This is a genomic window from Shewanella sp. SR43-4, from assembly GCF_014163845.1.
Lineage (GTDB): Bacteria > Pseudomonadota > Gammaproteobacteria > Enterobacterales > Shewanellaceae > Shewanella > Shewanella vesiculosa.
In genome coordinates, this window is record NZ_JACJEB010000009.1 from 1 (window position 1) to 13,384 (window position 13,384).

The 13,384-nt window shown below is 41.8% G+C and carries 11 protein-coding genes and 1 pseudogene; 9 read left to right on the plus strand and 3 right to left on the minus strand.

Going from position 1 to position 13,384, the window contains the following annotated elements:
* A pseudogene (locus tag H5123_RS11620) lies at window positions 1-269 on the plus strand (hypothetical protein); the annotation flags it as partial.
* 229 nt (window positions 270-498) lie between these two features.
* Here the strand turns inward: H5123_RS11620 and H5123_RS11625 are convergent.
* From H5123_RS11625 to fadI, 3 genes are all read right to left on the minus strand, one after another.
* Window positions 499-789 (minus strand): hypothetical protein, encoded by a 291-nt coding sequence (locus H5123_RS11625; RefSeq protein WP_235781780.1) that lies wholly within the window; start codon window positions 787-789, stop codon window positions 499-501.
* Window positions 790-1,031: 242 nt separating this feature from the next.
* A complete protein-coding gene (gene fadJ / locus H5123_RS11630) occupies window positions 1,032-3,158 on the minus strand; it encodes a fatty acid oxidation complex subunit alpha FadJ (protein WP_182698071.1) in 2,127 nt (708 codons plus the stop codon).
* Between the two features lie 5 nt (window positions 3,159-3,163).
* A complete protein-coding gene (gene fadI, locus H5123_RS11635; RefSeq protein WP_182698072.1) occupies window positions 3,164-4,474 on the minus strand; it encodes an acetyl-CoA C-acyltransferase FadI in 1,311 nt (436 codons plus the stop codon).
* A 249-nt stretch (window positions 4,475-4,723) separates the two neighbouring features.
* Here fadI and H5123_RS11640 point away from each other — a divergent pair, with 249 nt between their 5' ends.
* The 8 genes from H5123_RS11640 (at window position 4,724) to H5123_RS11675 (ending at window position 13,296) form a co-directional block, all read left to right on the plus strand.
* Window positions 4,724-5,680 (plus strand): MoxR family ATPase, encoded by a 957-nt coding sequence (locus H5123_RS11640; protein ID WP_124016319.1) that lies wholly within the window; start codon window positions 4,724-4,726, stop codon window positions 5,678-5,680.
* Window positions 5,681-5,721: 41 nt separating this feature from the next.
* On the plus strand, window positions 5,722-6,657 hold the full coding sequence (locus tag H5123_RS11645; RefSeq protein WP_182698073.1) for a DUF58 domain-containing protein: 936 nt from the start codon (window positions 5,722-5,724) through the stop codon (window positions 6,655-6,657).
* Window positions 6,658-7,206: a DUF4381 domain-containing protein gene (locus tag H5123_RS11650; RefSeq protein ID WP_182698074.1), complete on the plus strand. Its 549-nt coding sequence runs from the start codon at window positions 6,658-6,660 to the stop codon at window positions 7,204-7,206.
* Window positions 7,200-8,207, plus strand: coding sequence for a VWA domain-containing protein (locus H5123_RS11655; RefSeq protein ID WP_182698075.1), 1,008 nt, complete (start codon window positions 7,200-7,202; stop codon window positions 8,205-8,207). The genes H5123_RS11650 and H5123_RS11655 overlap by 7 nt, the downstream gene beginning before the upstream one ends.
* Window positions 8,204-10,306, plus strand: coding sequence for a VWA domain-containing protein (locus H5123_RS11660; RefSeq protein WP_182698076.1), 2,103 nt, complete (start codon window positions 8,204-8,206; stop codon window positions 10,304-10,306). Before H5123_RS11655 ends, H5123_RS11660 begins: the two co-directional genes overlap by 4 nt.
* Window positions 10,300-11,931, plus strand: coding sequence for a BatD family protein (locus H5123_RS11665; RefSeq protein ID WP_182698077.1), 1,632 nt, complete (start codon window positions 10,300-10,302; stop codon window positions 11,929-11,931). Before H5123_RS11660 ends, H5123_RS11665 begins: the two co-directional genes overlap by 7 nt.
* A 101-nt stretch (window positions 11,932-12,032) precedes the next feature.
* Window positions 12,033-12,596, plus strand: a complete 564-nt coding sequence (locus H5123_RS11670) for a sigma-70 family RNA polymerase sigma factor (protein ID WP_124016313.1) — start codon at window positions 12,033-12,035, stop codon at window positions 12,594-12,596.
* On the plus strand, window positions 12,589-13,296 hold the full coding sequence (locus tag H5123_RS11675; RefSeq protein WP_124016312.1) for a DUF3379 domain-containing protein: 708 nt from the start codon (window positions 12,589-12,591) through the stop codon (window positions 13,294-13,296). Before H5123_RS11670 ends, H5123_RS11675 begins: the two co-directional genes overlap by 8 nt.
* The last annotated feature ends 88 nt before the right edge of the window (window positions 13,297-13,384 follow it).

Below are 13,384 nucleotides of genomic sequence, written 5' to 3' on the forward strand. Positions count from 1 at the left end.
CTAACATCAAAGGCCTCGATACCCACACCGCTGGATTTCCTAACATTAAGGTCCTCGATATCCAAACCTCTGGATTTCCTAACATAAAAGTCCTCGATACCCAAACCGCTGGATTTCCTAACATGAACGTCCTCGATACCCAAACCGCTGGATTTCCTAACATTAAGGTCCTCGATACCCAAACTGCTGGATTTCCTAACATCAAAGTCCTCGATATCCAAACCGCTGGATTTCCTAACATCAAAGTCCTAGACACTCAAATAGCTTAAGGAGAACCCTATGTTTACTTCTCTAAAAATAGCACTTGGTTTAGCAAAACCAGCTCGTAAAAAAGTAAAATTGCCTGAAGGTTTAAATCACCTTGAAGTTATCCAAGCCAGAGCTTGGTGGAAGTAATTCTTAAGATACTGATGGTTAACCATCAGCCATAAAAAAGGAGCATAAGCTCCTTTTTTGTTATTTGAAATATGAATTTTGATATAACAAACTGAAATGAGATTAGCCTTCTATGCTATAACGGCCATATCGCCAAACCTTCATATCAGCTAAGCGTTTGTGTGTGCTAAACAATGGGTAAGTAAGTGGCCCTAGTATACAACCAACACATCCCCACCGCTTTACTGCTAATCCATGCTTATAAGCTGCAAAACCAAATAGAAAACCACTACTAATACTCAATAAAACAAGCATGAATAACCAACTGAACTGCATTATCGCTAACTCCAAATAAGTCAGTAAATTAAATAACTCAGTAAATCTCATCCCTACCAGCACATCATTACGACTCATCTTTGACTCGCAAGTCATAATATTAACGCCATCAGATCCAAGCTATGACAGCTTAATGGCGAAATATCACCCACATAATAGTTTACGCTATCATCATCAACAATGAGTATTATACCCTAAAGAGGCATCTATCTGATTAAAAATCAGGCAAAAGCATGCCTTAAATAAATAAAAAAGCGGCAAACAATTGCCGCTTTTTTACAACTTGATAACTTTTTATTCGCTAAATAAAAACAGCCTTATTACTTTTTATAAAATTGGCTTCCATCACTGGCCATTTTGACTAACGTGTCGCACGGTGCGAAACGGTCACCGTAGAGTGATTGATAGCCGTGTAAAGTTGCCACTAAATTGCTTGCACCTAAGGTGTCGATATAACGGAACGGACCACCTAAGAATGGCGGAAAACCAATACCGAATATCGCACCGATGTCACCATCTCTTGCAGAGGCAATAATCCCCTCTTCCAGACAACGAACGGCTTCATTAAGCATTTGAATGGTACAACGCTCTGCAACATCTTTTGCTTCTTTATCTGAAGCTATTGCGATATCGAGTACCTTATAAACTGACTCATCAACCAATTTGGCTTTTTTAGCTTTAGGCCCGTATTGGTAGAAACCTTTGCCATTTTTACGACCTTTACGGTCATCGGCTAATAACTTGTCAAAAGCTGCGGGGGCTTTAAAACGATCGCCGAGCTCTTTTTCTAAAATTGGCGAAATTTTAGCTCCTACGTCAATGCCCACTTCATCGAGCAACGTCATTGGCCCCACAGGGAAACCAAACTTGACTAACGCGCGATCTAGATGCTCAACACGCTGACCTTCAAGTAATAACTGTGCCGCTTCGTTCATATACAGGGCTAGAATACGGTTAACATAAAAACCAGCACCATCTTGAACTACGATAGGTGTCTTTCCTTGCTTGCGTGCGAACGCCACTGTAGTAGCAATGGTTTCGGGTGATGTAGTTTTATGCGCAATCACTTCAACTAAGGGCATTTTTTCTACCGGAGAGAAGTAATGTAAACCGATCACATTTTCAGGACGGCTTGCCGCTGCAGCAATCTGACCAATAGGTAAAGATGAAGTGTTCGATGCAAAAATGGTGTTTTCACCGCATTCACGCTCTACATCCTGAACCATTTTATGTTTAAGCGCTAAGTCTTCAAATACAGCTTCAACCACGATATCGGCATCTTTAATACCGTTATATTCAGTGGTTGTTGTCATTAATGCCATGACATTATCACGCGCGATGGGTGTCATGTGACGACGTTTTACACCTTTATCTAAAAGCTTGTAAGCATATGATAGTGCGTTACTGAGTCCCTGCTCTGAAATGTCTTTTACACGTGCTGGAATTTTAGCTTTAGTAGTCGTGACAGAGGCAATACCACCGCCCATCAATCCACCACCTAATACCATTACTTTTTTAACTTTACGTGGCACAGCGCCTTCAGCACCGGTTTCTTTTTTCATTTCCGTAGTGGCAAAGAACAAGCTACGTAATGCAGCAGACTCTTTTGACATCACCAAATTAGCAAAATGGGTCGCTTCAACCTCAAGCCCTTTCACCATGCCTTTATTCATACCTTGGCGAACACAATCAATAATTTTGGCAGGTGCAGGATAATTACCCTGAGTTTTCTTCATTACCTGTTTACGAGCTTGATCAAACATAATATCGCGAGTAAACGAAGATGATTCTAAAAACTGATTAATTTTAGATTGCACCACAGGTTTTGCAGCTTGTTTGCCTTTTTTTGCTAGCTCAATCGCAGTTTCAAGCAAAATAGAGTTAGGTACAACATCATTCACTAAACCCATTTTTAATGCTTGTTTAGGACGAATTTGCTTGCCAGTAAGCATCATATCTAACGCAGTTGCAATTCCGACTAATCGAGGTAAACGCTGTGTACCACCGCCGCCAGGCAGCAAACCTAGTTGTACTTCAGGCACACCTAGCATGGTTTTTTTATCATCGCTACATACACGTAAATGACACGCTAGCGCTAACTCTAAACCACCGCCTAAACAAGCACCGTTGATAGCGGCAACAACAGGAATGGATAATCCTTCAAGCTCAGAAAAAACCACATGACCTTGTTGTGACAATGCTTTGGCATCAGCTTCACTCTTGCAAGCGGCTAACATTGTGATATCAGCACCAGCAACAAATGAATCCGCCTTGCCAGAAATAACCACCAAGCCTTTAATACTATTATCAGCTTTAATTTCGGTTAAAATGTCACTAATTTCAGGGCCAAATTGTTCTTTTAAGGTGTTCATGGTTTCACCAGGAACATCCATTGTTAAAATCGAAATACCATCGTCACGACGAGCTAAATTAAATGTTTTTTCCATGCTCATTACTCCACCTCTAAAATCATTGCAACACCTAAACCACCCGCGGCACAAGCTGTCGCTAATCCAGTTCCACCACCACGACGCTTAAGCTCTCGACACACTTGGGTAATCAAACGTGTTCCGGTTGCCGCAAAAGGATGGCCATAAGCCAACGAGCCCCCCAAAACATTAAACTTACTCATGTCGATTTCGCCAATGGCGCGACTACGACCTAACTTCTCTGCAGCAAATTTCTTTGAAGCAAACATTTGCATGTTAGCTAATGTTTGCGCCGCAAATGCTTCGTGCATTTCAATGAGGGTTAAATCTTCTAATTCCATTCCTGCGCGTTTTAATGCTAATGGCGTGGCATAAGACGGCCCCATTAACATATCTTGCCAAACATCAATAGCGGTAAATGCATAACTTTTGATATAGCCAATTGGCTGATAACCTAGAGCTTTGGCTCGACCTTCACTCATTAAAATAATGGCTGAAGCACCATCAGTTAATGGCGTACTGTTGGCGGCAGTAACGGTACCGTGCTTGCGATCAAATGCGGGACGCAATTTGGCGTAAGACTCTAATACAGAGTTTTCACGAATATTATTATCGCGGTCGATAAATTGTTTAAAAGGTGGAATATGAGCTGTCATCACCTCTTGTTGAAGCACGCCAGAATTCCAGGTGTCAGTGGCTAATGTATGTGAACGATGCGCTAATGCATCTTGATCGGCACGACTGATGCTGTAAGTCTTAGCCATTTGTTCTGCGGTTTGCCCCATCGACAAACCCGTTGAATATTCAGCAACCGCAGGCGGGACAGGCATTAAGTCTTTCAAGCCTAAACGGCGTGCAATCGCAAATTTCTGCTTAAAAGTGCGTGCTTTATTTAAGTCGACTAAAGCATGTGCCAGCTTCTTTGATACACCAATCGGTAACACAGAAGAAGAATCCGAACCACCCGCTAAACCGATTTCAATGTTGCCAGTCATAATTGACTCAGCGACGTTAACCGCAGACTGGAAACTAGTTGCACAAGCTCGAGTGACAGAATAGGCATCAGTTGACACATTCATTCCGGTACCCAGTACAATTTCACGGGCTATATTTGGCGCTGCTGGCATTTGTACAACTTGGCCATACACTAGTTGTTCAATTAATTGAGGATCAATTTCAGAGCGAGACAGCAACTCATTTACCACCATTTTGCCCATATCTAGCGCAGATACGCCATGAAAGGCTGTTGCTTGTTTTGCAAATGGTGTTCTTAAACCGGCAACAATCGCAATGCGTTCACCCCGGGAATTCGTTACTTGTTGTCTATCACTCATGTGTCACCCTCTATTATTGTTAGCTCATCTCGGCTCAGCCGGTAAGTTTATATGTTGCCAGATAATCTGGTCAGACCATCAAAGTGTGACCTGATTCTAACTTTTTATTGAACGGTTTTAAACAGGCGTTTACAACTATCTACTTCATAAAGAGTTAAATTGTGTTAATCCTACTAGCCAAAAACCAATAGAATTCATAACATAGGATTTAATACACCCAATGCCAACTAAATAAATTGAGTACTACCTATGCCGTTAAGTCGTTTTCACTCACTCCGCGCCTATTTAGATACTGTTGTCTTAGGTCAACCCGTATTAACAGAAAACTTGCTGATAGCACTTATCGCAAATGGTCATTTATTAGTTGAAGGTCCACCAGGTTTAGCAAAAACGCGAGCCGTAAAAGCACTATGCGACGGTGTCGAAGGTGAGTTTCATCGTATTCAGTTTACGCCCGATTTGCTGCCTGCCGATTTAACCGGTACCGATATTTATCGCCAACAAACCGGTACATTTGAATTTGAAGCAGGGCCAATTTTCCATAACTTAATCCTTGCAGATGAAATTAACCGAGCCCCTGCCAAAGTACAATCTGCTTTATTAGAAGCCATGGCTGAAGGCCAAGTTACTGTAGGAAAACACAGTTATCCTCTGCCGCCACTTTTTTTAGTTATGGCAACCCAAAACCCACTCGAAAACGAAGGTACCTACCCCTTACCTGAGGCACAGTTAGATCGTTTTTTAATGCATTTAAACCTCGATTACCCCAGTGCCGAAACCGAATGCGAAATCTTACGCCAGTCCCGTAAAGAGGCTAAGACACACCAATTACCAACGATAGATCCTGTTGCGCAAGCAGATGTTTTTGCAGCAAGAGATCAGGCATTAGATATTTATTTAGCTGAGCCACTCGAAAAGTACATCGTTGAGATTATTATGGCGACTCGCCAACCAGCAAGATATGGCGCAGATTTAGCCAAATGGCTCGAGTATGGAGTCAGTCCGCGCGCCACGATTTCATTAGAACGTTGTGCAAGAGCACGTGCTTGGCTGTATGAACGAGACTTTGTATCGCCAGAAGATATTCAAGCGGTTGCGCCTAATGTTTTACGACACCGCTTGTTACTCAGCTATCAAGCTCAAGCTGAAGGTGTTACGGCAGATCAAGTGATTGATCATATTCTGAGTCAAGTTGCCGTACCGTAGATGTTGCAATAGGTGCACTTATTATTGAGCATGATTAGATTATGATGAACCAAACCTACTCATTACCCCTTTACAGTGATGGTATGAGCTTAAATGAGCAAGAATTAATTGCTTGCCAGAGCTTGTCGCGCGCCCTCCCCGATCATAAGTCGCGGGCAAAAGCAGCCTTGTCGGGTCATCGAAGCAGTCAAATAAAAGGCCGCGGTATGGAGTTTGCTGAAGTTCGTCATTACCAAAATGGTGATGATGTTCGAACCATTGACTGGCGAGTAACTGCGCGAACCGGAGTTGCGCACACTAAGTTATTTGTGGAGGAACGCGAACGTCCTATCCTGCTGTTGATAGATTTGAGCCAAAGCTCATATTTTGGCTCGCAATTATTACTTCAATCTGTCCAGATAGCCCATTTAGCGACCACATTAGGTTGGAATGCAATCAATAATGGCGACAGGCTTGGGGCGTTAATCGCCAGTGAAACTAATCACTTAGAACTTAAACCGCGAAGTCGCCGCCAAGGTATTTTGCAATTAACGTCGGGGTTAATTGATGTTCATCAGCAGCAATTAAAGCAAATTAATCAATTGTCACCTGATCCAGGCCATATGTTTAAAGCCTGTCAACGTTTACAACGTATTGCAAAACCTGGTTCTCTAATCTGGATTATTACCGACGGTCAACATATTAACCAACAATGCTTAGCACCATTAACTGAGTTATCACGTCACTGTGATATCGGAGCATTTGTGGTAACCGATCCATTAAGACAAGGAACCTTGGCGTTACCAAAACAATTTGCCTTACCCGTTCGAGATGGCCAACAACAATTGACCTTAACTCGGCAAAGTTACGAGGCTTGGTTAGCGAATCAACAAGCGCAGCAACAACAATTTTTTGCTTTAATGAATTTGATTAAAGTGCAACCAAAATTAATTGATGCCGCTAAACCGCTCAGTGCCCAATTGGATATTTTACGTTAAATGACCACGCCAAACATACCATCACAACCAATGCCAATTGATGCCAACGCATCAGCTTTAGCTCAATTGCACGATATTGCGTTACCCGCCCCGATCAGCACCATACCGATTGCGCCAGGATATTGGATAATCGCAGCCGTATTGATTATTTTAGCCGTTTGGTTGGGCAAGCGTTTATATAAACAACATCAATATCATGCACCACGCAAAATAGCCCTAACACTTTTACAAAGTTATAATGTCGAAGATGATAGCTTTGCAGCACAAGTCAATAGCTTACTCAAGCGTACCGCATTAACTTATCTACCACGAGAACACCTCGCTAAACTCAATGGTCAACCTTGGTTTGATTGGTTAGATACTCGTCTCGCGCCAGATCAACAACATAAAATAGGACAATTACTCGTTAAGCGTCACCAAGCGAGCGGCTTAGATCAAGCCGAAAAAGTCCAATTACTCCAGTTAGCACAAGCTTGGCTCAACAATAAGCATGCTTTTAGTGATGCGACCTTAATATCCAACAATCCACATCAGGAGGCCAAATGTTAGCATTTTACTGGCCATGGTTATTACTCTTACTGCCACTGCCGTTATTGATTAAGCGTATTAATATAGACAGTGCCGGTGGACATTTACAGTTACCAGGCATCGCTACTACGATGACGCACTCAAGGGCAGTCAATCAAAAAGTGAGTCGTAAACGGTATTGGTTAATGTGGATTTTTCTTTTATTAGCAATAGCAAGGCCACAATGGTTAGGAGACCCGATTGAATTACCCGCCAAAGGTCGTGATTTAATGATGGCAGTTGATTTATCGGGCAGTATGCAAATTGAAGATATGGTGATAAACGGGCAAACGGTTAATCGATTTACGTTAATTCAGCATGTATTAAGTGATTTCATTGAGCGTCGAAAAGGAGATCGGCTCGGACTCATATTATTTGCAGACCATGCCTATTTACAAGCACCGTTGACCCTAGATCGCCGCTCTGTAGCCACGTTTTTAGATGATGCGCAAATAGGCCTTGTAGGCAAGCAAACCGCTATTGGTGAAGCGATTGCCTTAGCGGTAAAACGTTTTGATAAAGTCGATGAAAGTAATCGTGTACTAATTCTCCTCACTGACGGATCTAATAATGCTGGCAATATTGATCCCGAAGTCGCTGCCCAAATTGCGGCTAAACGTAATGTCACCATTTACACTATCGGCGTGGGTGCAGAAATATTAGAACGGCGCACTATTTTTGGTAAAGAGCGAATTAATCCTTCAATGGATTTAGACGAGGAGCAACTCAAAAAATTAGCCAGCATCACTAAAGGTCGATATTTTAGAGCTCGTAACAGTGAAGAGTTAAACAGCATTTATCAAGAAATAGACAAGTTAGAGCCGGTAAGCCGAGATCAATTAAGTTACCGCCCAAAAAGTGAATTATTTTATTGGCCTTTATTAATGTCATTACTAATCAGCTTCTTAATTAGTTTGCAGCAACAATGGCCAAATCAGTTATGGCCTAAAATCAAGTCTAACAAAGAGGCGGATCAACAATGATACATTTCATTCGCCCTGAATGGCTATTGGGCATGATTCCAGTATTGATATTAAGTGCATTATTTTGGCGTAGACATAGCCAGCAATCAGCATGGAAACAATATATCTCGCCGCATTTAAGTCAGTTACTGGTGACCCAAACCGTGGAGAAAACTCATCAACCTAAATGGGTACTGATTGCCTGCTGGATAATTGCAGTGATTGCGCTTGCCGGCCCAGCGTTGAATAAACAAAGTTTGCCGGTATTTGCTACTGAGCAAGGTAGAGTGCTCATTATGGACATGTCGCAGTCTATGTATGCCACAGACTTAAGCCCGAATCGCTTATCTTATGCCAAATTTAGAGCTACCGATTTACTAAACGAACTCAAAGAAGGCGAAACAGGACTCATTGCCTACGCTGGTGACGCTTACACTATCAGCCCGTTAACTCGTGATAGCAGCACCATTTTAAATTTATTACCCACATTATCACCTGATATTATGCCAACCAAAGGTTCTAATTTGGCGGCAGCATTATCACTGGCAGAGAAACTATTAGCTCAAGGTGGCCATGTCAGTGGCGACATTATTGTCATGACCGATGGCATTTCTGCACAGCAATTTAATCAAGCAACCAGTGCCGTCAACGACCGTTATCGTTTATCTATTATGGCATTTGGCAGTAAACAAGGCGCCCCGATCCGTTTAGCTGATGGTCAGTTATTGCGAGATAACAGTAATGAAGTGGTTGTCGCTAAAACCGATTATGGTTTATTACAAAAACTAGTAAAGCAACATCAGGGTATCCTAGTGCCAGCGCAAACAGATGGCAGCGATATTTCAACTCTTACACAATGGTTAGCCTCAGACGGCAAAGCGAGTGAAACAGAACTCGCTGGTGAGACTTGGCAAGATCTCGGGCCATATCTGGCAATGTTATTAGTCATCCCAATATTAATGAGTTTTAGACAAGGATTATTAACGATTATGCTTAATCCTGTTTTGCTATTGTCTGCAGCAATGGCGTTTGGCCTAACTCACAGTCAACCAGCACAAGCGTCGGTGTGGCAAGATTTATGGCAAACCCAAGATCAACAAGCCGAATCAGCCTTTCAGCAAGGTCAGTTTGCTCAAGCTGCTGACACATTTAAAGACACTCAATGGCGCGCCTCTGCACATTACAAAGCGGGTAATTATCAACAGGCACTGGCAGAGTTTGAACAAAATAATACTGCCCAAGGGTTATTCAACCAAGGTAATGCATTGATGCAGTTGAAAGACTACCCAGAAGCCATTACTCGTTATCAAAAAGCGATTGCCGCGCAATCACCTTTTATCGAAGCAGAACAGAATTTAGCCTTAGCTCAACAACTGCTCGAACAACAGAAAAAGGACTCATCAGAACAAGAGTCGGATAAGTCACAACAAGACTCATCCGACTCAAAAGATGATCAAAACTCATCTTCTGAGCAATCTTCTAATAAAGACAAATCACCACAGTCAGAACCGGATAAGTCTAAGGCCGGTGAACAAAAAAACCAGCAAGGTCAACAAGACCAATCGAGTCAGCAAAACCAAGATCAGCGCGCTGAAAATCAATCTAAAGACAGTAATGATAGCTCCTCTGACAGCGATAAGTCAGCTGAAAAAGATCAAAAGCAAGATGAAAAACAATCTCAATCAGCATCCAATGATCAGCCGTCAGGTGAGCAAAAAAATGACTCACAACAAAATAGCTCAGAGCCACAATCATCACCAAAGACTAATGATAACAAGGGCTCACCCAAAAATGATCAATCGCAAGACTCACCTGAAAGTAATGAATCTAGCATGCAAGCCAGTGCGAGCAAAAATGAAGATCAGCCTACTGATGATAAACAGAAGATGAGCGCAGCTAAGGCTTCTGACCTTGCAAACTCCGAAGGTAATTCGCAAGATAAACCAGCTGAAATGGTATCAGCATCGCAGATGAATCAAGATTCACTTCCAGCGGACATGGAAAGGGCTCTTCGCGCTATCAATGAAGATCCCCAAGTATTAATCCGTAATAAAATGCAACTTGAATATCAAAAACGTCGTCAAAACAGTCAACCACGTGAGGATAATGAACAGTGGTAATTAGAACTTTTTTTAGCTTATTGCTATTGATTATTGCAGCCCCTGTATTTGCAATGAGCCAAGTACAAGCAACTGTAGACCGTAACCCTGTGGTTGCAGGTGAATACTTCGTACTCGATGTAACTGCTGACGACGATCTCAGTGCCAACGAATTGGACACTTCGATATTACTGAAAAACTTTATTGTCGGCAGAACCAGTGTAGGTCGCAGTACCAAAATGGTTAATTTTGACACCACAAAAGAAACTCGTTGGCAGATATTATTATCACCTAAATCAGTAGGTAATATCACTATTCCCGCATTTAACATCAAAGGCGTGAGCTCAAACCCGATTAATCTTAAAGTGATCCCACAAGGCACAACAGCCGACAAAGCTGAAAATGTATTCATGAGAATATCGACGAGTGCCTCTGATGCTTATGTCGGCCAGTTAATCACCTACAAAGTAAAATTGTACCTTGCAGTAGAATTACAACGTGGAGTGCTCAGTGCTCCAGCCATTGAAGGGGCACAAATCAAGCAAATCGGTGAGGATAAAGACGGAAGCGAAATTGTCGATGGCCGCCGTTTTAGAGTAATTGAACGTACTTATGGGATTATTGCTGATCTGCCTGGAGAGTTGGTGATTAATGGCGCCGGCTTTTCGGGTGATGTTATTGTCGAGGCTCCTAGGCGTGGAGGTATGTTTGGTTTTAATGAAAGTCGACCAATACAAACTGCAGCCGAAAGGCAGGTAATTCAAATCAACCCTATTCCCCCAAGCTATAAAGGAAAATGGTTAGTCAGCGATATTGCAGTATTAAAAGAAACTTGGCCAGAAGATGTTAATGAATTTGAAGTCGGTAGCCCAATTACCCGTTCAATTAGTTTAATCGCATCCAATACTGATGATACCAGTTTACCAGATATTGATATTCCGCTGACTGAAGGCTTAAAAGCCTACCCAGAAAAACCAGTAAGACAAACTTTTGTTCGCGACAACCAAGTTGTGTCGCAATACAGTATCACTACCGCGATTGTGCCAACAAAACCAGGAACCTATACCCTACCTGAGATCCGTGTCCCTTGGTGGAACCCACATCTTAAAAAACAACAATTTGCCACATTACCAGAACGAACAATTAACGTAATCGGCAGCTCAACGGCAACCACAGACATTCCACCAGTTGATAATTTTAGCGCAGTTCAAGGTCGCGGATATTGGCCACTATTAAGTGCCGTTCTGGGGATGTTATGGCTTATCACCTTAGTATTATGGCGTAAGGCGGTATCGGCAAACCGAGCACAGCCATACACAGATGATGACAATAAAAGTCAAAAAACAAAGCCTAAAACAACCGCAAAAGGCCTCGATGCCATTATCGATGCATGTGACCGTAACGATAGCAGTGCTGCTATTGTCGCAGTACAAGGCTATTTTAGTGAACGCTTAGGAAAATTCATGACGCTAACGCAAATCAGTGGCTTATCTGAGCAATTGTCGGCGGCACTGAATAAATTACAAGCAGATAAATACAGTAATCATCCACAAGCAATTGACAAAAAATCACTTATGGATGCCATTTTGGCTTATCGGCAACCTGATGCAGGTAAAAAATCATTAATTAAACAACTAAATCCCTAATATTTAAACGCTAAATAGCAGACAGGTTCTGCTATTTAGCTTGCTATTAATCCCCCCGCTTTTTAAGCTGTTAGTTATTATTAACTCAACAAAGTTAAAAAATGTTCGATTCCCTGCGAAAGAAAAAGTCCGAACCCGCGGTCTTATCTGAGATGCTAACAAAACAACGACGATACGATAGCCTTGTCAGGGCACTTCATACCGACATATTTCGCTACGCCTTTTGGTTATGTGGTGATAAACATGTTGCTGAGGATATCACCCAAGAGACGTTCTTAAGAGCGTGGCGGTCTTTAGACTCGTTAAACGATGATAAAGCTGCTAAGGCATGGCTGATCACAATTTTAAGGCGTGAAAATGCCAGACGTTTTGAACGTAAACAATTTAACTACAGCGACGTAGAACAAGATTTACTTGAGGATGTATTATCCACAAGTCATGAAGAAGACACTGAACAGTATTGGTTGCGTCGTCAAATTGGTAAACTCGATATTGAATACCGAGAACCTTTGTTATTGCAGCTGATTGGCGGGTTTAGTGGCGATGAAATTGCCGCCATACTTGAACTGAATCGAAATACGGTAATGACGCGCTTATTTAGAGCCAGAAACCAGTTAAAAGACGCTCTCGAAGCACCAGAGGTAAGAGGTCAATCAAATGGATGATCTACAGTTTCGTCGCCAAGCATACGGTGACCCCAATAATCAGTCAGATGAATTTTTAACTCATTTAGCTGAACATGAAGATGATGCAAAATTTATCAAAGATCTAAAAGCATTTGACCATAAACTCATGCAAGCACTCAATATTAGTGTCCCAGATGATTTAGCTGATAAATTGATTTTGCGACAGCAATTAAGCCAACATCAACAAAGCAAAAAACATACTCGCTACATGATGGCGATGGCTGCATCAGTGGCTTTTATCGTCGGAGTCAGTTTTAGTTTATTACGTTTTACGCCAGTAAACTTAAGCGAAAACTCGCTTGCTCATGTACACCATGAAACCAAAGCATTGATCATGGAACAGGATATTGGCTTTAATGATGTTAATTTTAAACTCGCCAGTGTCGATGGATTGAGTGACTCAAAGTTTATCAAACAACCAGGGCGTGTTTTTTTTACCTCATATTGTGATTTTCAAGGTGTCAAATCATTGCATTTAGTCATGGCTGACGAGAATGGCAATAAGGTCACCTTGTTCATTGTGCCCATTGAAAAGCGTATTGTATTAGAAGAAGCTTTTGCTGATAACCAATATAAAGGTCAAAGTTTTCAAACAGCCGATGCCTATATGGTCTTGGTGGGAGAACCAGCATCTAATCTTGAGTTTGTCAAAAAAGAAGTTGAAAATACCTTTATTTAAACACTGTCGGTGACAATCTAAAATCCGCTACTTCATTGAATAGCGGATTTTTTTTACACTTGAATAATTCAAAGTGTGAACTATCTCT